Here is a 23812-nt window from a genome sequence, read left to right on the forward strand (position 1 = left end):
TTCGAGCGTCCCGCTCCACTCGTTCGACCCGCGAAGGACCCCCGGGCATGACGCCGCTCGATACGACCACCCCGCCCAGGCCCGACCCCGCCGTCACCCCCGAGGCCCCCGCCCCCACGCCGCCGCACCCCCACCACCGCGACGTCAACGGCGGCTGGCTGCGGCCCGCCGTGTTCGGTGCCATGGACGGGCTCGTCTCGAACCTCGCGCTCATGAGCGGAGTCGCCGGTGGCTCCGTCGCGCCGCACACCGTCGTGCTGACCGGCCTCGCCGGGCTCGCGGCGGGGGCGTTCTCGATGGCGGCGGGGGAGTACACCTCGGTCGCCTCGCAGCGCGAACTCGTCCTCGCGGAGCTGGAGGTCGAACGGCGCGAGCTGCGGCGCAACCCGGAGGAGGAACTGGCGGAGCTGGCCGCCGTCTACGAGGCGCGCGGCGTGGAGCCGCGACTCGCCGCCGAAGTGGCCCGCCAGCTCTCGGCCGACCCGGAGCAGGCCCTGGAGGTGCACGCGCGCGAGGAACTGGGCGTCGACCCCGGCGACCTGCCCTCGCCGCTCGTGGCCGCGGGGTCCTCGTTCGTCTCCTTCGCGCTCGGCGCCCTGCTCCCCGTCCTGCCGTACCTCCTCGGCGCGAGCGCCCTGTGGCCCGCCGTGGCGCTCGCGCTGCTCGGCCTCTTCGGCTGCGGCGCGGTCGTGGCCCGCGTGACGGCGCGCAGCTGGTGGTACGGGGGGCTGCGCCAGCTCGTCCTGGGCGGCGCGGCGGCCGGTGTGACCTACCTCCTGGGCAATCTCTTCGGGGCCGCTCTAGGATGAGGAGCTGAGCGCCTATACGGAACTTTGCATAGCTAGTCGTTACTTGGCGGTTTCAGTCACGCGACGGCAGGGCATGAGCCGTACGCGCCACGGGCAGCGTCGCCCGTTCCACGGCCTGCCGGGCACGACCCCCGCACCTCGCAGGCCCCCCGCCCGGCTCGCCGCCGGGCTTTTCAGGCCCCCGATCGCCCCCGCTCGACCAGCACCCTGGTCGGTGCGGTCACCAGACCGCCGCAGGCGGCCGGTCCACGCCCGTGGACCGGTCGCGGCACGTGTCTCGGCAACACTCCAGCCGTATCGAAGCCGGACCGTCGCCACCCCGCCCGAGCCGCGGGTTCCGCCGGGTGATTGTCCGCATGGTGGAACGCGGTATCCGGTTTCCGGGATTGCTTCCATCATGTAACCTGCTCGAAATTTCGCAGAGGGCCAACGTCGTCCCTCGGCACATGTCATATGCCACCGACGACGACGGGAGAGCCGATGCGTACTCCGCGCCCGCAGTCCCCGCGGACAGCGGCCCAGGGCTCCGCGGTCACCTCGACCTCCTGGGCCCCCATGGACGCCCGCCCTGCCGCCCAGGGCCTGTACGACCCCCGCGACGAGCACGACGCCTGCGGCGTCGGCTTCGTGGCGACCCTCACCGGCGAGGCGAGCCACACGCTCGTCGAGCAGGGACTCACGGTGCTCAAGAACCTGGAGCACCGCGGCGCGACCGGTTCCGAACCCGACTCCGGCGACGGCGCGGGCCTCCTCTCCCAGATCCCCGACGCCTTCCTGCGCGAGGTGGCCGGCTTCGAGCTGCCCGCCCCCGGCGCCTACGCCGTCGGCATCGCCTTCCTCCCCGACAACGAGCCCGACGAGGTCGCCGACGCCGTCGCGATCCTCGCCCGCGAGGAAGGACTCACCGTCCTCGGCTGGCGCGAGGTCCCCGTCGCCCCCCAGCTCCTCGGCGCCGCCGCCCGCGCCACCATGCCCGTCTTCCGGCAGCTCTTCGTCGCCGACGCGGCGGGCGAGGCCACGGGCATCGCGCTCGACCGCCGCGCCTTCCTGCTCCGCAAGCGCGCCGAACGCGAACTCGGCGTCTACTTCCCCTCGCTCTCCGCACGCACGATCGTGTACAAGGGCATGCTCACCACGGGGCAGCTGGAACCCTTCTTCCCCGACCTCTCGGACCGCCGCTTCGCGAGCGCCGTCGCCCTAGTGCACTCGCGCTTCTCGACGAACACCTTCCCGAGCTGGCCGCTCGCCCACCCGTACCGCTTCATCGCGCACAACGGCGAGATCAACACCGTCAAGGGCAACCGCAACTGGATGCGCGCCCGCGAGTCCCAGCTCGCCTCCGACCTCTTCCCCGGCGAGTCGCTGGAGCGGATCTTCCCGATCTGCACCCCCGACGCCTCCGACTCCGCGTCCTTCGACGAGGTCCTCGAACTCCTCCACCTCGGCGGCCGCTCGCTCCCGCACAGCGTGCTCATGATGATCCCCGAGGCCTGGGAGAACCACGCCTCGATGGACCCCGCACGCCGCGCGTTCTACGAGTACCACTCGGCGCTCATGGAGCCCTGGGACGGCCCCGCCGCCGTCGCCTTCACCGACGGCGTCCAGATCGGCGCCGTACTCGACCGCAACGGCCTGCGCCCCGGCCGCTACTGGGTCACCGACGACGGTCTCGTCGTGCTCGGCTCCGAGGTCGGCGTCCTCGACATCGACCCCGCCAAGGTCGTCCGCAAGGGCCGCCTCCAGCCCGGCCGCATGTTCCTCGTGGACACCGCCGAGCACCGCATCATCGAGGACGACGAGGTCAAGGCGGCGCTCGCCGCGGAGCACCCCTACGAGGAGTGGGTCGAGGCCGGCGAGATCGAGCTGCCCGACCTGCCCGAGCGCGAGCACGTCGTGCACACGCACGCCTCCGTCACCCGCCGCCAGCAGACCTTCGGCTACACCGAGGAAGAACTGCGCGTCCTCATCGCCCCCATGGCCAAGGCCGGCGCCGAGCCGATCGGCTCCATGGGCACCGACTCGCCGATCGCCGCGCTCTCCGCCCGGCCCCGGCTCCTCTTCGACTACTTCACGCAGCTCTTCGCGCAGGTCACCAACCCGCCGCTGGACGCGATCCGCGAGGAACTGGTCACCTCGCTGCGCTCCGTGCTCGGCCCCCAGGGCAACCTCCTGGAGCCCACCGCGGCCTCCTGTCGCGGCGTGACCCTGCCCTTCCCGGTGATCGACAACGACGAGCTGGCCAAGCTCATCCACATCAACGCCGACGGCGACCTGCCCGGCATGAAGGCCGTCACGCTCTCCGGCCTCTACCGCGTCTCCGGCGGCGGCGAAGCGCTCGCCGCCCGCATCGAGGAGATCCGCGCCGAGACGGACGCCGCCATCGAGGCCGGCGCACGCCTCATCGTGCTCTCCGACCGGCACTCGGACGCCGAGCACGCCCCGATCCCCTCGCTGCTGCTCACCGCGGCCGTGCACCACCACCTCATCAAGACCAAGCAGCGCTCCGAGGTCGGCCTGCTCGTCGAGGCCGGGGACGTCCGCGAGGTCCACCACGTGGCCCTCCTCATCGGCTACGGGGCCGCCGCCGTCAACCCGTACCTCGCCATGGAGTCCGTCGAGGACCTCGTGCGCGCCGGGACCTTCCTCCCCGACACCGAGGTCGAGCAGGGCATCCGCAACCTCATCAAGGCGCTCGGCAAGGGCGTCCTGAAGGTCATGTCGAAGATGGGCATCTCGACCGTCGCCTCCTACCGCGGCGCGCAGGTCTTCGAAGCCGTCGGCCTCGCCGCCGACTTCGTCGAGACCTACTTCTCCGGCACCGCCTCCAAGATCGGCGGCATCGGCATCGACGTCGTCGCCGAGGAGGTCGCGGCCCGACACGCCAAGGCCTACCCGCCCACCGGCATCCCCTCCGCGCACCGCGCCCTGGAGATCGGCGGCGAGTACCAGTGGCGCCGCGAGGGCGAACCGCACCTCTTCGACCCCGAGACGGTCTTCCGCCTCCAGCACGCCACGCGCAGCCGCCGCTACGACATCTTCCAGAAGTACACGGAGCGCGTGAACGAGCAGTCCGAGCGGCTCATGACGCTGCGCGGCCTCTTCCACTTCGACACCGGGCGCCCCCCGGTCCCGCTCGACGAGGTCGAGCCGGTCTCCGAGATCGTCAAGCGCTTCTCGACCGGCGCCATGTCGTACGGCTCCATCTCCCAGGAGGCGCACGAGAACCTCGCCATCGCGATGAACCAGCTCGGCGGCAAGTCGAACACCGGTGAGGGCGGCGAGGACGCCGACCGGCTCTACGACCCCGCGCGCCGCTCCGCGATCAAGCAGGTCGCCTCCGGGCGTTTCGGCGTCACGAGCGAGTACCTCGTCAACGCCGACGACATCCAGATCAAGATGGCCCAGGGCGCCAAGCCCGGCGAGGGCGGCCAGCTCCCCGGCCACAAGGTCTACCCCTGGGTCGCCACCACCCGGCACTCCACGCCCGGCGTCGGCCTCATCTCGCCGCCCCCGCACCACGACATCTACTCCATCGAGGACCTCGCCCAGCTCATCCACGACCTGAAGAACGCCAACCCCCGGGCGCGCGTCCACGTCAAGCTGGTCTCCGAGGTCGGCGTCGGCACCGTCGCCGCCGGTGTCTCCAAGGCCCACGCGGACGTCGTCCTCGTCTCCGGCCACGACGGCGGCACGGGAGCCTCGCCGCTCACCTCGCTCAAGCACGCGGGCGGCCCCTGGGAGCTGGGCCTCGCCGAGACCCAGCAGACGCTGCTCCTCAACGGGCTGCGCGACCGCATCGTCGTGCAGACCGACGGACAGCTCAAGACCGGCCGCGACGTCGTCATCGCGGCCCTCCTCGGCGCCGAGGAGTACGGCTTCGCGACCGCGCCTCTCGTCGTCTCCGGCTGCGTCATGATGCGCGTCTGCCACCTCGACACCTGCCCCGTCGGCATCGCCACGCAGAACCCCGTCCTGCGCGAGCGCTTCGCCGGCAAGCCCGAGTTCGTCGTCAACTTCTTCGAGTTCATCGCCGAAGAGGTCCGCGAACTCCTCGCCGAGCTGGGCTTCCGCACCCTGGACGAGGCCATCGGCCACGCCGAGTACCTCGACACGACCCGCGCGGTGAACCACTGGAAGGCGCGGGGCCTCGACCTCGCCCCCCTCTTCCACGTGCCCCAGCTGCCCGAGGGCACGGCCCGCCGCCAGGTCACCGAGCAGGACCACGGCCTCGCCAAGGCGCTCGACAACGAGCTGATCAAGCTCGCCGCCGACGCGCTGGCCGCCGCCTCGCCCGAAGCGGCCCCGCCGGTCCGCGGCCAGCTCGCGATCCGCAACATCAACCGCACCGTCGGCACGATGCTCGGCCACGAGGTCACCCGCCGCTTCGGCGGCGCGGGCCTGCCCGACGACACCATCGACATCACCTTCACCGGGTCCGCGGGCCAGTCCTTCGGCGCCTTCCTCCCGCACGGCGTCACGCTGCGCCTGGAGGGCGACGCCAACGACTACGTCGGCAAGGGCCTCTCCGGCGGCCGCGTCGTCGTCCGCCCCGACCGGGGCGCCGACCACCTCGCCGAGTACTCCACGATCGCGGGCAACACGATCGCCTACGGCGCGACCGGCGGGGAACTCTTCCTGCGCGGCCGTACCGGCGAGCGCTTCTGCGTCCGCAACTCGGGCGCCACCGTCGTCTCCGAGGGCGTCGGCGACCACGGCTGCGAGTACATGACCGGGGGCCGCGCCCTCGTCCTCGGCCCGACCGGGCGCAACTTCGCGGCCGGGATGTCCGGCGGCATCGCGTACGTCATCGACCTCGACCGGGACAACGTCAACGGCGAGTCCCTCGCCTCCGTCACCGACGTCCTCGACGACACCGACACCGCGTGGCTGCGCGAGACCGTCCGCCGCCACCAGGAGGAGACCGGCTCCACCGTCGCCGCCAAGCTCCTCGCCGACTGGGACAGCGCCGTCCACCGCTTCAGCAAGATCATTCCCCGTACGTACCAGGCCGTGCTCGCCGCCAAGGACGCCGCCGAGCGGGCCGGGCTCTCGGAGAACGAGACCCAGGACAAGATGATGGAGGCGGCGACCCATGGCTGACCCCAAGGGCTTTCTCACCCACGGGCGCGAGGTCGCCCGCACCCGTCCCGTCGCCGAGCGCGTCCAGGACTGGAACGAGGTCTACGTCCCCGGCTCCCTGCTGCCGATCGTCTCGGCGCAGGCCAGCCGCTGCATGGACTGCGGCATCCCCTTCTGCCACCAGGGCTGCCCGCTCGGCAACCTCATCCCCGAGTGGAACGACTTCGCCTACCGCGAGGACTGGTCCGCCGCCGCCGAGCGCCTCCACGCGACGAACAACTTCCCCGAGTTCACCGGACGGCTCTGCCCCGCCCCGTGCGAGTCGGCGTGCGTCCTCGGCATCAACCAGCAGCCGGTGACCATCAAGAACGTCGAGGTCTCCATCATCGACAAGGCGTGGGACACCGGCGACGTCGCGCCGAGCATCCCCGAGCGCCTCTCCGGCAAGACCGTCGCCGTCATCGGCTCCGGCCCCGCCGGACTCGCCGCCGCCCAGCAGCTCACGCGCGCCGGGCACACCGTCGCCGTCTACGAGCGCGCCGACCGCATCGGCGGCCTCCTGCGCTACGGCATCCCCGAGTTCAAGATGGAGAAGCGGCACATCAACCGCCGCATCGAGCAGATGCGCGCGGAGGGCACCAAGTTCCGCACCGGCATGGAGATCGGCCGCGACCTCGACGCGGCGAAGCTGCGCCGCCGCCACGACGCCGTCGTCATCGCCGCCGGAGCCACCGTCTCGCGGGACCTGCCCGTCCCCGGGCGCGAGCTCAAGGGCATCCACTACGCGATGGAGTACCTGCCCCTGTCCAACAAGGTGCAGGAGGGCGACTACGTCGCCTCGCCGATCTCGGCCGAGGGCAAGCACGTCGTCGTGATCGGCGGCGGCGACACGGGCGCCGACTGCGTCGGCACCGCCCACCGCCAGGGCGCGGCCTCGGTCACGCAGCTGGAGATCATGCCGCAGCCCGGCGCCGAGCGGAACCCGGCCTCGCAGCCCTGGCCGACCTTCCCCCTGCTCTACAAGGTCACCTCCGCGCACGAGGAGGGCGGCGAGCGGATCTACTCCGCCGGCACCACCCACTTCGAGGGCGACGAGGACGGCAACGTGCGGTTCCTGCACCTCGCCGAGGTCGAGTTCGTCGACGGCAAGCTCACCCAGAAGCCGGGCACCGAACGGAGGATTCCCGCCGAACTGGTCACCCTCGCCATGGGCTTCACCGGCACCGACCAGTCCAACGGCCTCGTCGAGCAGTTCGGCCTCGACCTCGACGCGCGCGGCAACATCGCCCGCGACGAGCACTTCGAGACCAACGTCCCCGGCGTCTTCGTCGCCGGCGACGCCGGCCGCGGCCAGTCCCTCATCGTGTGGGCCATCGCCGAGGGCCGCTCCGCGGCGCGCGGCGTGGACCGCTACCTGACCGGGGCCAGCTCGCTGCCCGCCCCGATCCGCCCCACGGACCGCTCCCTCGCGGTCTGACGGCCCGCCCCGCGAAGGGGCCCTCACTGTCCCGTACAAAGGCGTACGGAACTGAGCGCGGCGCCCGCCTCGTCCCCGACCGGACGGCGGGCGCCGCCGCACGTCCCGCCACCCCGCCGCCCGCACGTCCCGCCACCCCGGCCCGGCCCGTTCCGCCGCACCCCCGCCGCCGCGCGCCCCGCCGCCTGCCCCACCCCTGACCTGCGCCGCGACACGCCCGAGTGGCCTGACTCACGCACGGGACGGGCTGTGCGTGTTAGGCTGGCGATGTTGCAGTTTTGGTACCCATAGAACTTTCTTATGTGCGCCTGACGGAATGCTTCGTCGGGCGCATCGTTTGTTTGGTCCCGGTTCTCCGGGTGGGGCTCATGGTGCGACACGGTGCGTGCACAGGGTACGTACCGCTCTCATCTCTCGACCTCTCAGGAGATTGATATGGCCACCGGTACCGTGAAGTGGTTCAACAGCGAAAAGGGCTTCGGCTTCATCGAGCAGGACGGCGGCGGCCCCGACGTCTTCGCCCACTACTCGAACATCGCGTCCTCGGGCTTCCGTGAGCTCATCGAGGGCCAGAAGGTCGAGTTCGACGTCACGCAGGGCCAGAAGGGCCTGCAGGCGGAGAACATCACGCCCAAGGGCTGATCTCGCGCACGGCCCCCTCGGGGGCCGAAAACGCCGCGTGAGCGGGGTCCGCACCAGCAGGTGCGGGCCCCGTTTCCGTGCCGACGCCTTCCGCGCACGGGCGTCACCCATCCGCCCGCCGCCCCTAGAGGAAGGCACCCGTATGACCACCCCCCAGGACCCCGCAGGCCGCCCCGCCCGCGACTCCCGCCGCCCCGCCCGCCGCCGAGGCGGAAACGGCGGCGCCACCGCCCGCACCGAGGCCCCCCGCACCGCACGCGGCGACGCCCCCCGCGTCGGCCGCGGCGAGCCCCGTACCGCCCGCGGCGACTCGGCCCGCGCCCCCCAGCCCCGCCGCCGCGGCCCCGCCTCCGGCGCACCGCGCGGCAGCGGCTCACGCGGCGGCGCCAAGCCCGGCGGCGCCCCCCGCGACTTCGCGGCGCCCGAGCCCCGCACCCCCGCGCTCCCGCCCGTCGCGGCCTTCGAGGACCTCGACATGCCCGAGGCGCTCCTGAAGACCCTCGCCGCGCAGGGCGTCACGACGCCGTTCCCGATCCAGGCCGCGACCCTCCCGAACTCCCTCGCGGGCCGCGACATCCTCGGCCGGGGCCGCACCGGCTCGGGCAAGACCCTCGCCTTCGGCCTCGCGCTCCTCGCCCGGACGGCCGGCCGCCGCGCCCAGCCGCACGCCCCGCTCGGCCTCGTCCTCGTGCCCACGCGCGAACTCGCCCAGCAGGTCACCGACGCCCTCACCCCCTACGCCACCTCGGTGAACCTGCGCCTGACGACCGTCGTCGGCGGGCTCTCGCTCACCAAGCAGGCCAACGCCCTGCGGCGCGGCGCGGAACTCCTCGTCGCGACCCCCGGGCGACTCAAGGACCTCATCGACCGCGGCGACTGCACCCTCCAGGACGTGCGCACCACCGTCCTCGACGAGGCCGACCAGATGGCCGACATGGGCTTCCTGCCCCAGGTCACCCGGCTGCTCAACCAGGTCGAGCCCGAGGGCCAGACGATGCTGTTCTCGGCGACGCTCGACGCCAACGTCGACCGCCTCGTCCGCGACTTCCTCGACGACCCGGTCGTCCACTCTGTCGACCCCTCCGCGGGCGCCGTCACGACGATGGAGCACCACCTGCTCTACGTCGCCGACGCGACCGTCAAGCGCGCCGTCACGCACCACATCGCCGCCCGCGAGGGCCGCCTCATCATGTTCGTCGACACCAAGCACGGCGCTGACCGGCTTGCCAAGCGCCTCCTCGCCGACGGCGTCCCCGCCGCGGCCCTGCACGGCGGACGCAGCCAGCCCCAGCGCACCCGCACCCTCGACCAGTTCAAGAACGGGCAGGTCACCGCGCTCGTCGCGACCAACGTCGCCGCCCGCGGCATCCACATCGACGCGCTCGACCTCGTCGTCAACGTCGACCCGCCCGTCGACCACAAGGACTACCTGCACCGCGGCGGACGCACCGCCCGCGCCGGCGAGTCGGGCAGCGTCGTCACGCTCGTCCTGCCCGAGCAGAAGCGCGACACACAGCGCCTCTTCTCGGCGGCCGGCATCCGCCCGCAGACCGCGAACGTCACCGCGAGCGACCCCGAACTCGCCCGCGTCACCGGCGCCCGCGAACCCTCCGGCGTCCCCGTGACCCTCGCCCCGCCCGTCAGCGCCACCCCGCCCGCCCAGCGCGGCGGCGGCGCCACCCGCACCGGCTCCGGTAGGCGGCGCGGCGGCGGTGGCACCGGCGGCGGCGCGAGCCGACGCGGCCGGGGGCGCGGCCCGCGCTCGCAAGCGAGCTGACCAAGCCCGCGCAGGGGGCGCCCCGGGATCATCCCGGGGCGCCCCTTCGGCGTCCCGGCCGTCACGCATCCCCACCCGTCTCGTTGGGCAGGCTCCCCACCGGCACCCTCCCCACGGCGCCCCGGTCACCGGAGCACCCCCAGCGAAAGGGCCCCCGTTGCCGTACCGCCTGCCGTACCGCACCCTCGGCACCGTCCTCGCCGCCGTCGCGCTCACCTTCGGCGCCACCACCGCCCACGCCGCGCCCCGCCCCGTCATCGGCGGCACCGAAGCGGCCCCCGGCGAGTACCCCTGGGCGGTCCACCTCTCGATGGGCTGCGGCGGCTCCCTCTACGCCGAGGACCTCGTCCTCACCGCCGCGCACTGCCTCGACGGCACCGTCAGCCCCGACCAGGTCACCGCGACCCTCGGCAGCACGGACCTCGACAGCCCCGACGCGCTCAAGGTCCGCGGCACCAAGGCCGTCCTCGCGCCCGGCTACGACGGAGCGGGCAAGGACTGGGCCCTCCTCGAACTCGCCGAGCCCGTCGACCTCCCGACGCTCCCCCTCACCCCGTCGAAGCGCTACGACAAGGGCACCTTCACCGTCGCCGGCTGGGGCGCCACGAGCGAGAACGGCACCGAGGTGCGCCAACTGCGCACCGTCGACGTCCCCTTCGTCGACGACCGCACCTGCGCCCGCACCTACGGCAAGGACCTCGTCCCGGCCGAGGAACTCTGCGCGGGCAAGCCCAAGGGCGGCGCCGACGCCTGCCAGGGCGACTCCGGAGGCCCCCTCTTCCGCCCCGGCCCCTCGCGCGAACCCGTCCAGATCGGCATCGTCAGCTGGGGCCAGGGCTGCGGGCGCGCCCACACCCCCGGCGTCTACACCGAACTGAGTCACTTCCGCGAGGACATCGCGAAGGCGGCACGGACGCTGTGACGACGGGGGAGCGGGGCTCCCGGGAGCTCGGGGCTACCGCGGTACGGGGCCCGTCGCGGCCGTACGGACCGGCCTCACCCCTCCACCGGCCGCAACCGCACCGCCCCCGCCTCCTCGCCCTCCGAGTCCGGCCCCTTGGGGCCCGCCAGCTCCAGGACCCGTAGCTCGTTCTCGCCCTCCGCCCGCAACACAGGTCCGGGCACGAAGAGTTCGGTCTGCGGGCCCTGCGACCAGTAGCGGCCCAGGCACTCGCCGTTCAGCCACACGAAGCCCCGGCCCCACCCCGGCAGCGAGAGCCAGGCATCCCCCGGAGCGGCGGTCGCGAACACGGCGCGGTGCAGACCGCGCGCCCCCGGCACGGGCGGCGCCGCGAAGGGCAGCGCGGGCAGCGCGCCGTCCAGGTCCCGCAGCCGCAGCGGGGTCGCGCGGACGCCGTGGAGGTACTGGGTCGCGTGCAGCACACCGCCCGGCAGGCCCTTCGGCTCGCCCAGGCGCGGCCCGTAGTTGACGCGCCCCAGGGACTCCACCCACAGCTCGACCTCGGCCCCACCCCCGACCGGGGTGCCCGGCGCGACGCGGACCCCGTCCACGTACACCTCGCACAGGTCCCGTATCTCCGGCAGACGCAAGGGGCGCGGCGCGCGCGGACCCGGGACGCGCAGCCGGTAACGGACCAGGCCCCGGTCCACGCCCAGGTCCTCGAACGACGGAGCCCATGCCGACTCGCGCTCCCCGCCGCCCACCGCGTCCACGAGCGCGTCGAGCGGCGCCCACGCCTCGGGCCGCACCGACACCTCCGCGCCGAGCGCCAAGGGAGCGGCGGGCAACTCCGGGAGCGGACCCCGCGCGTACGGGGCGAGCACCTCGCGCATGAGGTGGAACTTCCGCGTCGGGCGGCCCGCCTCGTCGATCGGGGCGTCGTAGTCGTACGAGGTCGTCGTCGCCGTGTACGCGCCGTCGTGCCACTCGCCGAGCCGGTTCGCGCCCTCCCAGCCGCCGTTCGAACCGCCGTGCGCCATGTAGAGGTTCACCGAGGCACCCGCGTCGAGGATCGCCCGCAGTTCCGCCGCCGCGTCCGCCGCGTCCCTGCGCTCCACGGCCTTGTCCCCCCAGTGCGTGAACCACCCGCACCAGAACTCCATGACCATCAAAGGACCCTCGGGCCGCGCGCGCCGCAGCGTCGCGAGCGCCTCCGCGCTCCCCGAGCCGAAGTTCACCGTCGCGAGCACCCCCGGCACCGTGCCGCCCGACAGCATCCAGTCCTCGGGACCGTCCGACGTGCACAACGGCACCGTCACACCCACCTCGCGCAGCAGCCCCGCCAGCCACTCCAGGTACACCGCGTCCGAGCCGAAACTTCCGTACTCGTTCTCCACCTGCACCATGACCACGGGCCCGCCCCGGTCCGCCTGCCGCTCCACGACCTGCGGCAACAGCCGCCGGAACCACGCGGCGACCGGCTCCGTGTAACTCGCGTCCCGCGTCCGCAGCGGGCCCCGCAGCCAGACGGGCAGCCCGCCGTTCTCCCACTCGGCGCAGATGTACGGCCCCGGCCGGACGATCGCGTACAGGCCCGCCTCCGCCGCCGCGTCCAGGAACCGCCCGAGCGCCGCCACGTCCTCGTACCGCCCCCGCTCCGGCTCGTGCAGGTTCCACGGCACGTACGTCTCCACGCAGTTCAGGCCCAGCGCCCGCAGCATCCCGAGCCGGTGCGCCCACTGCCCCTCATGCACGCGGAAATAGTGCAAAGCCCCCGAAAGCAGCCGCACCGGCCGCCCGTCCACCAGGAAATCCCGCTCGCCGACCTCGAACATCGCCTACCCCTGTCCGCCCCGGTGCCCCGGCCACCGTAGGCTCCCTGTCCATGACCACCAGCAACGCCGAGGACGCCCGCGCCGAACTGCTCCGGCTCCGGGACAGCATCGACAACATCGACGCCGCTGTCATCTACATGCTCGCGGAACGCTTCAAGGCCACGCAGCAGGTCGGCCACCTCAAGGCCGCCCACCAGCTGCCCCCGGCCGACCCCGCCCGCGAGGCCCAGCAGATCGCCCGCCTCCGCCGCCTCGCCGAAAGCGCCAAACTCGACCCGGCCTTCGCGGAGAAGCTCCTGAACTTCATCGTCGCGGAGGTCATCCGCCACCACGAGCGCATCGCGGAGGAAGCGGGCGGCAAGAGCTGAGCCGCACGGAGCGGGCGGGGGCTGCGGGGACGTCGGCCGGGGCGGGGCCGCGGGGACGTCGGCCGGGGCGGATGCCCGCGCGGGGACGTCGAACCGTCCCCGTACCGCTACACCCCCGGCACCGACTCCACGTACCGGTACACCCCCTCCTCCCGCCGGTACACGAGCGTCACCGACTCGTCCTCCCGCGCCCCCTCCCACTTCGGCACCGCCGCGAACCGCAGCTCCACCCCCGGCACCCCCTCCACCTCGTGCCGCTTCCCGTCCAAGGGACCCCCGTACAGCTCCACCACCGTCACACCGCTCACTCCTCCCACACAGCCGGACGCGCACAGTAGACCTCCCCGCTCCCGCGCACCACCATGCCGCGCCCTGCCTCCCGCAACCCCACCCGGCTCCGGCAGCATGGCCCCATGTCCGTACTGACGCGCGACGAAGCGCACACCCGCTCCGCCCTCCTCGACGTCCAGCGCTACGAGGTCCGCCTCGACCTCACCCAGGGCCCCGAGACCTTCGGCTCCACGACCGTCATCCACTTCACCGCCCGCGCCGAAGGCGACACCTTCGTCGAGCTGAAGCCGGACACCCTCCACACCATCGCCCTCGACGGCACCCCGCTCGACCCCGCCCGCCTCGACGGCAACCGCTACCCCCTGCCCGCCCTCGCCGCGGGCGCACACACCCTCACCGCCGAAGCCACCATGCGCTACTCCCGCACCGGCGAGGGCATGCACCGCTTCACCGACCCCAGCGACGGCGAGACCTACCTCTACACCCAGCTCTTCATGGAGGACGTCCAGCGCGTCCTGACCGCCTTCGACCAGCCCGACCTCAAGGCCGTCTTCGACCTCACCGTCATCGCCCCCGAAGGCTGGACCGTCCTCGCCAACACCGTCACGACCCACGACGGGCACGGCACCTGGACCGCCGCGACCACGCCGCTCATCTCCACCTACCTCCTCGCCGTCGCCGCCGGACCCTGGCACTCCGTGCGCACCGAGCACCGCGGCCTCCCCTTCGGCATCCACTGCCGCCGCTCCCTCGCCCCCCACCTCGACGCCGACGCCGAGGAGATCCTCGACGTCACCCGCGCCCTCTTCGACCGCTACCACGAGAAGTTCACCGAGCCCTACCCCTTCGACTCCTACGACCAGGCCTTCGTCCCCGAGTTCAACGCCGGCGCCATGGAGAACCCCGGACTCGTCACCTTCCGCGACGAATTCGTCTACCGCTCCGCCGTCACCGAGACCGAACGCCAGACCCGCGCCATGGTCATCGCCCACGAGATGGCCCACATGTGGTTCGGCGACCTCGTCACCCTGCGCTGGTGGGACGACATCTGGCTCAACGAGTCCTTCGCCGAGTACATGGGCTACCAGACCCTCGCCGAGGCAAGCACCCGCTTCGCCGACACCTGGACCGAGTTCGCCGTCTCCCGCAAGACCTGGGGCTACGAGGCCGACCAACGGCCCTCCACGCACCCCGTCGCCCCCGACGACGTCCCCGACACCGCCGCCGCCCTCCTCAACTTCGACGGCATCTCCTACGCCAAGGGCGCCTCCGCACTGCGCCAACTCGTCGCCTGGCTCGGCGAGAAGGACTTCCTCGCGGGCATCAACACCCACTTCGCCCGCCACAAGTTCGCCAACGCCTCCCTCGCCGACTTCCTCGACTCGCTCGCCTCCGCGACCACGCGCGACGTCCACGCCTGGGCCGAATCCTGGCTGCGCACCACCGGCGTCGACACCCTCACCCCCGAGCTCGACGAGACCGGCACCCGCCTCACCGTCCGCCACGAGGGCACCCGCCCCCACCGCGTCCGCCTCGGCCTGTGGGACCTCGACCCCGAGGGCGCCCCCCGCCGCCGCCCCGACACCTGGCTCGACCTCACCCCCGGCACCCCCACGACCGTCACCGTCGAGGCCCCCCGCCCCGCCCTCGTCCTCCTCAACGACCACGACCACACCTACGCCAAGACCGGCTTCGACGACACCTCCCACGCCACCCTCACCGCGCACCTCTCCGGCATCGCCGACCCGCTGAGCCGCGCCGTCGTCTGGACCGCGCTGCGCAACGCCGTACGCGACAACCGCCTCGCCCCCGCCGACTACCTCGCCGCCGTCCGCGCCCACCTCCCGCACGAGGACGACGCCGCCGTCGTCCGCGGCGTCCTCCAGTTCGCCCACACCCAGGTCGCCGACCAGTACACCGACGCGACCCGCCGCCCCGAGGCCCTTACCCTCCTCGGCGACACATGCCGCGACCTCCTGCGCCGCACCGAGGACGGCCACAACCCCTCCCTGCGCCTCACCGCCGTACGCAACCTCCTCCACCTCGCCACCCGCCCCGAGACCCTCCAGGACTGGTACGAGGGCGGCACCGTCCCCGGCGGCCCCGCCCTCGACCCCGAACTGCGCTGGACACTCCTCACCCGCCTCGCCGTCCTCGGCGCCACCGACGAGGCCACCATCGCCGCCGCCCTCGACCGCGACCCCAGCGCCACCGGGCACGAGGGCGCCGCCCGCTGCCGCGCCGCGCTGCCCCACCCCGAGGCCAAGGAGGCCGCCTTCCGCTCCCTCTTCGAGGACGACTCCCTCTCCAACTACCTCTTCACCGCCACCGCACAGGGCTTCTGGCAGCCCGAACAGGCCGCGCTCCTCGCCCCCTACGTGGAGCGCTACTACCCGGCCGCGCTCGCCCTCGCCGAGCGCCGGGGCGCCGCCCTCGCCCAGGCGGCCGGCAAGACCGCCTTCCCCACGAGCACCGTCACCCCCGAACACCTCGCACTCGGCGAGGAAACCCTCCGCACGGCCACGGACGCGACCCCGGCCCTGCGCCGCGCCCTGACCGACCAACTCGACGACCTCCGCCGCGCGCTGCGGGTGCGGGAGGGGGCGAAGGGCTGAGGCGCGTAGCTGGGGTGGGGGGGGTGGGCGGTTCCCGCCGGGCCTGAGTGCGGACAGTCCCCGCCCGCCGTGGGTGCGGGCAGCCCCCGCCCGCCCTGCGTGCGGACAGTCCCCGCCCGCCGTGGGTGCGGGCAGCCCCCGCCCGCCGTGGGTGCGGGCAGCCCCCGCCCGCTCTGGGTGCGGACAGCCCCCACCCGCCCTGGGGGGGCGACCCCAACACCAAGTCTTCCGCACCCGCAAGCCCGTTCCGCCCCCTCCACCCGCATCTGTGGACAACTCGGCGAAACCCGCGAATCCGCTCACCCCCAAGGGTGAGCGGATTTCCGCTTCAGGCCGAGTTATCCACAGGTGACGGCGAAGAACACGCACCGTCCAGTACCCGCCCCCCTCGCGCTCGCCCCGTACCGGCACCTCCCCGTACCGCCGCCCCCGCCGGGTCGCCCTCGCCCCGTACCGCCGCCCCCGCCCCCTACCAGCCCCCCGTAACGCAGCCCCTATACCAGACCACCCCCACCCGGAGGCGGATTCACCCCACCCCCATACCCCTTTCGGGTTCCGTTCGTTGGGCTCTGTGGACCTCGCACGCGCAGCGCCGGGCAGGCTGACCGCCGACCCGCAGACCCGAAGGACGAGCCGTCATGCCCCGCCCCCTCCCGCCCCTGTCCGGCGGCCCGCACGGAGCCGAGGCCCTGCGGCCCCTGCTCGACACCGTCCTCGCCGCCCTCACCGACGGCGCCCACCACCGCAAGGGCCCCCTCCCCGCCGGGGGCCCCGCGCCCGTCGCCGCCGCCCTCCACGCCGCGGCGACCCCCGTACTCCCCGACACCGGCACCGACCCGCACACCGCCCTCACCACCCTCGTCACCGCCCTCGCCGCCGGCGCCGCCGACCCCGCCCACCCGCACTGCGCCGCCCACCTGCACTGCCCCCCGCTCGCCGTCGCCACCGCCGCCGACCTCGCCGCCAGCGCCCTCAACCCCTCGCTCGACTCCTGGGACCAGGCCCCCGCCGCGACCGCGCTCGAAGAACACGTCACCCACACCCTCGCCGCCGAGATCTACCCCCAGGCCGTCGCGGCCCAAGCCCTCGTCACCACCGGCGGCACCGAGGCCAACCAACTCGCCGTCCTCCTCGCCCGCGAAGCCGCGCCCGACCGCGCCCCGCTCCTCCTCCACGGCGCCAACGCCCACCACTCCCTGCCCCGCGCCGCCTGGCTCCTCGGCCTCCCCCCGGCCCACCGCATCCCCACCCCCACCGGACGCGTCCACCCCGCGGACCTCCGCACCGCGCTCGAAACCCACCGGGGCCGCCCCCTCCTCGTCGCCGCCACCGCCGGAACCACCGACGCGGGACTCATCGACCCGCTCGACGAACTCGCCGACCTCTGCGAGGAATTCGGTGCCCGCCTCCACATCGACGCCGCCTACGGAGGCCCCCTCCTCTTCAGCCCCACCCACCGCCACCACCTCACCGGCCTCGACCGCGCCCACACCGTCACCCTCGACCTCCACAAACTCGGCTGGCAGCCCGTCGCCGCCGGACTCCTCGCCACCCGCGACCCCCACGACCTCGCCCCCCTCACCCACCAGGCCGACTACCTCAACGCCGACGACGACACCGACGCCGGACTCCCCGACCTCCTCGGCCGCTCCCTGCGCACCACCCGCCGCCCCGACGTCCTCAAGGTCGCCGTCACCCTCCGCACCCTCGGCCGCGAAGGACTCGCCCACCTCGTCGACACCGTCCAGGAGCAGGCCCGCACCCTCGCCGCCCTCATCACCGAACGCCCCCACCTCGACCTCTGGGCACCCCCCACCCTCAGCACCGTCCTCTTCCGCCCCACCCACGCCACCGACCACGACCTCGCCCGGCTCCGCCGCACCCTTCTCACCGAAGGCACCGCGGTACTCGGCCGCGCCCGCGCCGAAGGCCGCCTCTGGCTCAAGGCCACCCTCCTCAACCCCCACACCACCCCCCAGGACCTCACCGCCCTCCTCGACCTCGTGGAAGGACACACCCCCCGATGAACCTCCAGCCCCGCCCCTTCCGAAGCCACCACGACACCCCCGCCGTCCCCGCCCCCCGGGCCGCGGAAACCACCGACGCCACCGAGGAACCCGAACCCCCCGAGGCCGCCCCCGCCCCCGAGCCCTCCACACCCACCCCCACCGAAACCCCCCTCGACCTCGCCGGAATCGGCATCGGCCCCTTCAACCTCTCCCTCGCCGCCCTCGCCCACCACCTCCCGACCGGCACCGCCCCCCTGCGCACCGCCTTCTACGAGCAACGCCCCGCCTTCCACTGGCACCCCGGCCAGCTCATCGACGGCACCACCCTCCAAGTCCCCTTCCTCGCCGACCTCGTCACCCTCGCCGACCCCGGCAACCCCTGGACCTTCCTCAACTGGCTCAAAGCGAACGACCGCCTCTATCCCTTCTACTTCGCCGAGCGCTTCCACATCCACCGTGCCGAATACGACGCCTACTGCCGCTGGGTCAGCGAGAACCTCCCCGGACTCCACTTCTCCCACCAGGCCGACGCCGTCCGCTGGAACGCCGACCGCTCCTGCTTCGAGATCGACTACACCCAACTCGACGCCGACGGCGAGGCCCACGCCCTCGGCCGCACCCACACCCGCAACCTCGTCCTCGGCATCGGCACCGCCCCCCACATCCCCGAACCCCTGCGCCCCCTCGCCGAAGCCCCCCACGTCCCCGTCGTCCACTCCGCCGACTACCTCGGCCACCGCGAACGACTCCTCACCGCCGGACACATCACCGTCATCGGCTCAGGACAGTCGGGCGCCGAGATCTTCCTCGACCTCCTCCGCCACCGCGCCCCCGGCCGCGAACGCCTCACCTGGCTCGCCCGCACCCCCGCCTTCGCCCCCATGGAGTACTCGAAACTCGGCCTCGAACACTTCACCCCCGACTACACCCGCTACTTCCACGCCCTCCCCGAGACCACCCGCGACCAGCTCACCGCCCAGCAGTGGCAACTCCACAAGGGCATCGACACCGAGACCATCACCGCCATCCACGACGAGCTCTACCACCGCACCCTGAACGGCGGCTGGCCCGACGCCACCCTCACCCCCGGCGTCAGCGTCCGCACCGCCGGACGCGTCGCCACCACCCAGATCGAACTCCACCTCGAACACCGCGAACAAGGCACCCGCTCCCGCCTCACCACCGACGCCGTCGTCCTCGCCACCGGCTACCGCGAACGCCCCCTCGCCCAACTTCTCGCCGGACTCGACCCCTACCTGCGCCGCGACAACGCCGAACGCCCCCGCGTCGACGCCCACTACCGCCTCCACCTCGACGAGGCCATCACCGCCACCGGCTCCCACGTCTACGTCCAGAACGCCGAACGCCACACCCACGGCGTCGGCGCCCCCGACCTCGGCCTCGCCGCCCACCGCAGCGCCACCATCCTCAACACCCTCACCGGCACCACCCCCTACCCCCTCCCCACCCGCACCGCCTTCACCACCTTCGGCCTCACCCCCCAAACCGCCCCCACGCCCCGCCCCCAGCACCTGGTCCGCCTCAACGAACAACCCTGAACACACCCGTACGGCCCCGGAGAACCCTCCGGGGCCGTACGCGCACACACCGACTCAGGCCACCGGCCTCAGAACACCGGCACCCCCTCCCGCACCAACCGCCACTCCACCCCCGCGAAATCGGCCGGATCGATCGTCCCCGCCTCCCGCACCCACGTAATGATCGTGTTGCGGATCTCCTCCGAATTCGCCCACACCTGCGTCGACTTCGGCACGTACGGGAAGTTCCCGCCACCACTCGCCCGGTAGTTGTTCACCGCCAGCACGAACCGCGCCTCGTCCGCCACCGGCGCACCCTCGAACGTCAGGCCCACGATCCGCGCGCCCACCTCCTTCGAGATGTCGATGTCGTACGAAACACCCGACACCACGTCGTAGTTGTAGTCCGGCGTCCCGTCCGCGTTCGTCAACGCCGCCGGATCGACCGGCGCCCCCACCGCCGTCCGCACGAAGAACTTCGCCGAGTACTCCAGGTACTCCTTCAACTGCGCACCCGTGATCAGCCGCGCCTCCAACGTGTTCTCGAACGTGTACAGACCCGCCGCGTCCCGGATCGTCACATCCCCCGCCGGGAACCGCGCCGTACGCGAGAACGGCGACGCCTGCGACAGCACGGGCACCTCCGCGTACTCCCCGCCAGCCAGCGCACCCCGCACCGTCTCCGCCTGCACGTGGTTGATCAGATCCACCATCGGAACGTCCTTGTACGTCCCCTCCGCCGTCGACATCTCCACCACCGACGAACCGATCACCTGATTCACGTACGCCACCACCTCACGGTGCTCCTTCGCGAGCAACCGCGTGATCCGCACGTCCTCCGCCACCTCGTTCGAGTTCAGCACCCGCGAAGCCACCCGCTCCACCGACCACCGCCCCCGCTCCCACACCAGCGAGAAATCGAAGACCGACAACCGCTGTCCCCACTTCAACGGCTCCGAGAGCACCACCTCACGCCCCGACTCCGCGTTCACCACCCGCCGCTCCGGGATCTCCACATGCGCGTGACCCACCAGGATCGCGTCGATCCCCGGCACCCGCTCCGCCACCCGCGCCGCGGCGTTCTCCACGTACGGCAACTGATCACCCCACGACGAGGAACCGTCCGCACCCGAGTGCGCCGCCACCAGGACCACGTCCGCGCCCATCGACCGCAACTTCGGCACCCAGTACGCCGCCTGCTCCTCCAGCCCCGGGAACTTCAGCTTCCCCTGCACATTCACCTTGTCCCAGATCGCGATCCCCGGATTCGTCAGCCCGAGCACCGCCACCCGCACATCCCGCCCGTGCGGCGTCCGCAGCCGCTTCATCACATACGGGCGAAACGCGGGCCGCCCCGAACGCGCGTCCACCGCGTTCGCGCCCAGCAACGGGAACTCGCACTGCTCCTCGAACTTCCGCAGCACCTCGATCCCGTAATTGAACTCGTGGTTCCCCAGCGCCGCCGCCTCGTACCCGATCGCGTTCATCGCCTTCGCCATCGGATGCACCGGCCCCCGCCGCGCCGTGATCGGATCGATCCGCGCGTAGTAGTACGAGAGCTGCGTCCCCTGGATCGTGTCGCCCGCGTCGATCAGCAGCGTGTTCCCCCGCCCCTTCTCCTCGCGCAGGCGATTCACCAGCGTCGAGATCTTCGCGAGGCCCACGTCATTGTGCTGCGCGTCGTCGTACTCCTTATCGGTGAAATAATCCCAGTTCATCGCATTGCCGTGCAGATCCGTCGTCCCGAGTACCGAAAACCCGTACCGACGCGCTTCCTTGCCCCGTCCACCCCCCTTCGCGGCCTCGGCCGGCGCCGCCGCACCCAGCGCCACCACCGCCCCGGTCGCCGCCGAAGCACCCAGGAACACCCTGCGATCCACGCTCATCACGTACTCCCTCTCGTCCACACCGCGGAACAACGCGCGTAGATGATGGCCCGAAACGCCAACCCCGCAACACCCCCGCCACGTTGCGATCAGATGACCACCCCCGGCACCACCCCGTCCCCCGCTCATCGGAGACCGCACCCGCTCATTCAACATTTGTCAAATCCCGTGCACCCAAAGGCCGTTGGCTCGTCACCACCACCCAGCCCCCTACCCGCCGGTAAGCCCTAGGCTCGAACCATGCGCCGAGCGAAAATCGTCTGCACCCTGGGCCCAGCCACCGACTCCTACGACCAGATCAAAGCCCTGGTCGAAGCCGGAATGGATGTGGCCCGCTTCAACCTCAGCCACGGCAGCTACGCCGAACACGAGGAGCGCTACCACCGCGTCCGCGAAGCCGCCGAGGAGACCGGCCGCAGCGTCGGCGTCCTCGCCGACCTTCAAGGACCGAAGATCCGCCTCGGCCGCTTCAGCGAAGGCCCCGTACTCCTTGAACGCGGCGACACCTTCACCATCACCACCGAGGACGGCTACCTGGGCGACCGCGGCAGCTGCGGCACCACCTACGCCGGACTCGCCACCGACGTCACCCCCGGCGAACGCGTCCTCGTCGACGACGGCAAGGTCTGCCTCCAGGTCACCGCCGTCGAAGGCCCCCGCGTCCGCACCACCGTCGTCGAAGGCGGCATGGTCTCCGACCACAAGGGCCTCAACCTCCCCGGCGTCGCCGTCTCCGTCCCCGCCCTCTCCGAGAAGGACATCGAAGACCTCCGCTGGGCCCTGCGCACCGGCGCCGACATCATCGCCCTCAGCTTCGTCCGCAGCGCCCGCGACATCGTCGACGTCCACCGCGTCATGCGCGAGGAAGGCCGCCGCCTCCCCGTCATCGCCAAGGTCGAGAAGCCGCAGGCCGTCGAGAACATCGAGGAGATCGTCGACGCCTTCGACGGCATCATGGTCGCCCGCGGCGACCTCGGCGTCGAGATGCCCCTCGAAGCGGTGCCCCTCGTACAGAAGCGGGCCGTCAAGCTCGCCAAGCGGAACGCCAAGCCCGTCATCGTCGCGACCCAGATGCTCGACTCCATGATCGAGAACAGCCGGCCGACCCGCGCCGAAGCCTCCGACGTCGCCAACGCCGTGATCGACGGCACGGATGCCGTGATGCTCTCCGGCGAGACCAGCGTCGGGAAGTACGCCGTCGAGACCGTCCGCACCATGGGGCGCATCGTGGAGGCGGCCGAGGAGGAGATCCTCGACAAGGGACTGCCGCCCCTCACCGATCGCAACAAGCCCCGCACCCAGGGCGGGGCGGTCGCCCGCGCGGCGGCCGAGATGGGCGACTTCCTCGGCGCCCGCTTCCTCGTCGCCTTCACGCAGTCCGGCGACACGGTCCGCCGCCTGAGCCGCTACCGCTCCCCGATCCCGCTCCTCGCCTTCACCCCCGACCCGGCGACGCGGGCACAGCTCAACCTGTCCTGGGGCGTGGAGACCTTCCTCGGGCCGCACGTGGACTCCACGGACGCGATGGTCGAGCAGGTCGACGACATGCTCCTGAAGCTCGGCCGTTGCGAGCGGGGCGACGTCGTCGTGATCACGGCCGGCTCCCCTCCGGGCGTCGCGGGCACGACGAACCTGGTGCGGGTGCACCACATCGGAGAGGACGACGCCCCGAAGTAGACGAGCGCGGTACGAAGGGGGCGACCGGAATCCCGCTCGCCCCCTTGCGCCCGTCCCGCTCGCCCCCTTGCGCCCGTCCCGCTCGCCCCCCTGCGCCCGTCCCGGCACCCTCTTGCGCCCGTCCCGGCGCGTGTCTCAGTACTTGGGACCGATGTGGGCGTCCATGAGGGCGACGGAGGCTTTGCGGGCGACAGAGATGTTGTATGCATTGGGTCTTTTCCACGCGACCCCGAGCCGGTCGAGGGCCTCGCAGTACAGGTCCCGGATATCCGCCGATTTGTTGGTGAAGAAGTAACGCGGGTATTCGTACCGCTTCGGCTCCCTGTTCACCGTGCGCACGGTCCAGTTGGTGATGCGGCAGCCGTCGGAATGGATGAGGCCGCGCACGAATTCCCAGGAGAATTCCGCGACGAGATCCCGCTGCCAGCCGGCGAGGACGATCGCGCGCTCGTGTTTCTTTCCCGCGCCGTGCTGCGGAAAGAGGCAGGACCAGTGTTTGCTGCTGCCGGAGACGGCGACGCAGCCCGGGCACTGCGTGCGCCAGACACTGTTGTGCGGAAGGACGGTGCGGAGCGCGGTCTCGCAGGCGTCCTGGAGGCCGGGCCAGGCGTCGGCGCAGGCGATACGGAGGGTGTAGACGCCCTTGGTGGAGCGGCTGAGGCAGCCGTCGCCCAGGTAGAGGCCGAGCAGGTAGCAGTACGCGGCGGGGTCGGGCGGTGCGGTGGGGAGGTCCTGGCAACGGCAACAGGTGGCCACCGCCCGTACCGGATCGATCCGGTCGCGCCAGCCGCGGATCGCTGAGCGGGATATCCCGGTCTGCTTGCTCACGGAATTGAGGCTGTGGCCCCGCTCCAGGAGACGGAGCGCCTGCGCGCGGACAGAGTGCTTGTACATGCGGCACATGATGT

15 protein-coding genes are annotated in these 23812 nt (G+C 72.5%); 11 read left to right on the forward strand and 4 right to left on the reverse strand.

Going from position 1 to position 23812, the window contains the following annotated elements:
- The first annotated feature begins 47 nt into the window (after positions 1-47).
- The 6 genes from ACIP4O_RS10100 to ACIP4O_RS10125 all read left to right on the forward strand — a co-directional run bounded on the left by ACIP4O_RS10100 (position 48) and on the right by ACIP4O_RS10125 (position 10706).
- Positions 48-809 carry a VIT1/CCC1 transporter family protein gene (locus tag ACIP4O_RS10100; protein ID WP_361325412.1) on the forward strand — a complete coding sequence of 254 codons (762 nt, stop codon included), beginning with the start codon at positions 48-50 and terminating at the stop codon, positions 807-809.
- Between the two features lie 555 nt (positions 810-1364).
- Positions 1365-5909 (forward strand): glutamate synthase large subunit, encoded by a 4545-nt coding sequence (gltB, locus tag ACIP4O_RS10105; protein WP_401573932.1) that lies wholly within the window; start codon positions 1365-1367, stop codon positions 5907-5909.
- The gene (locus tag ACIP4O_RS10110; RefSeq protein WP_401573447.1) at positions 5902-7365 is read left to right on the forward strand and encodes a glutamate synthase subunit beta; all 1464 of its coding nucleotides are present in this window, start codon (positions 5902-5904) and stop codon (positions 7363-7365) included. Before gltB ends, ACIP4O_RS10110 begins: the two co-directional genes overlap by 8 nt.
- Positions 7366-7800: 435 nt before the next feature.
- Complete coding sequence (locus ACIP4O_RS10115) at positions 7801-8007, forward strand: cold-shock protein (protein ID WP_008748518.1); 207 nt, start codon at positions 7801-7803, stop codon at positions 8005-8007.
- A 142-nt stretch (positions 8008-8149) separates the two neighbouring features.
- On the forward strand, positions 8150-9784 hold the full coding sequence (locus ACIP4O_RS10120) for a DEAD/DEAH box helicase (protein ID WP_401573449.1): 1635 nt from the start codon (positions 8150-8152) through the stop codon (positions 9782-9784).
- Positions 9785-9953: 169 nt separating this feature from the next.
- On the forward strand, positions 9954-10706 hold the full coding sequence (locus ACIP4O_RS10125; RefSeq protein WP_401573934.1) for a S1 family peptidase: 753 nt from the start codon (positions 9954-9956) through the stop codon (positions 10704-10706).
- Between the two features lie 74 nt (positions 10707-10780).
- Here the strand turns inward: ACIP4O_RS10125 and ACIP4O_RS10130 are convergent, their stop codons facing one another.
- Positions 10781-12520, reverse strand: a complete 1740-nt coding sequence (locus ACIP4O_RS10130) for a beta-galactosidase family protein (protein WP_401573451.1) — start codon at positions 12518-12520, stop codon at positions 10781-10783.
- A 50-nt stretch (positions 12521-12570) separates the two neighbouring features.
- Here ACIP4O_RS10130 and ACIP4O_RS10135 point away from each other — a divergent pair, with 50 nt between their 5' ends.
- Complete coding sequence (locus ACIP4O_RS10135; RefSeq protein ID WP_010261206.1) at positions 12571-12888, forward strand: chorismate mutase; 318 nt, start codon at positions 12571-12573, stop codon at positions 12886-12888.
- Between the two features lie 107 nt (positions 12889-12995).
- Here ACIP4O_RS10135 and ACIP4O_RS10140 read toward each other — a convergent pair whose 3' ends face one another.
- Entirely contained in the window at positions 12996-13187 is a 192-nt protein-coding gene (locus tag ACIP4O_RS10140; RefSeq protein ID WP_401573453.1) for a hypothetical protein, read from the reverse strand.
- A 114-nt stretch (positions 13188-13301) separates the two neighbouring features.
- On the opposite strand from ACIP4O_RS10140, the gene pepN reads away from it, so the two are divergent.
- From pepN to ACIP4O_RS10155, 3 genes are all read left to right on the forward strand, one after another.
- Positions 13302-15794, forward strand: a complete 2493-nt coding sequence (pepN, locus tag ACIP4O_RS10145) for an aminopeptidase N (protein WP_401573455.1) — start codon at positions 13302-13304, stop codon at positions 15792-15794.
- Positions 15795-16432: 638 nt separating this feature from the next.
- A complete protein-coding gene (locus tag ACIP4O_RS10150) occupies positions 16433-17821 on the forward strand; it encodes a pyridoxal phosphate-dependent decarboxylase family protein (RefSeq protein ID WP_401573457.1) in 1389 nt (462 codons plus the stop codon).
- The gene (locus ACIP4O_RS10155; protein WP_401573459.1) at positions 17818-19362 is read left to right on the forward strand and encodes a lysine N(6)-hydroxylase/L-ornithine N(5)-oxygenase family protein; all 1545 of its coding nucleotides are present in this window, start codon (positions 17818-17820) and stop codon (positions 19360-19362) included. The genes ACIP4O_RS10150 and ACIP4O_RS10155 overlap by 4 nt, the downstream gene beginning before the upstream one ends.
- Positions 19363-19430: 68 nt before the next feature.
- On the opposite strand, the gene ACIP4O_RS10160 is transcribed toward ACIP4O_RS10155, so the two are convergent.
- Positions 19431-21227, reverse strand: coding sequence for a bifunctional metallophosphatase/5'-nucleotidase (locus ACIP4O_RS10160; RefSeq protein WP_401573461.1), 1797 nt, complete (start codon positions 21225-21227; stop codon positions 19431-19433).
- Between the two features lie 240 nt (positions 21228-21467).
- Here ACIP4O_RS10160 and pyk point away from each other — a divergent pair, with 240 nt between their 5' ends.
- The gene (pyk, locus tag ACIP4O_RS10165) at positions 21468-22904 is read left to right on the forward strand and encodes a pyruvate kinase (protein WP_401573463.1); all 1437 of its coding nucleotides are present in this window, start codon (positions 21468-21470) and stop codon (positions 22902-22904) included.
- 135 nt (positions 22905-23039) lie between these two features.
- Here the strand turns inward: pyk and ACIP4O_RS10170 are convergent, their stop codons facing one another.
- Positions 23040-23798: a helix-turn-helix domain-containing protein gene (locus ACIP4O_RS10170; protein ID WP_401573465.1), complete on the reverse strand. Its 759-nt coding sequence runs from the start codon at positions 23796-23798 to the stop codon at positions 23040-23042.
- Between the last annotated feature and the right edge of the window lie 14 nt (positions 23799-23812).

It is taken from the genome of Streptomyces sp. NPDC088923, assembly GCF_044749745.1.
In the GTDB taxonomy this organism is placed as follows: domain Bacteria; phylum Actinomycetota; class Actinomycetes; order Streptomycetales; family Streptomycetaceae; genus Streptomyces.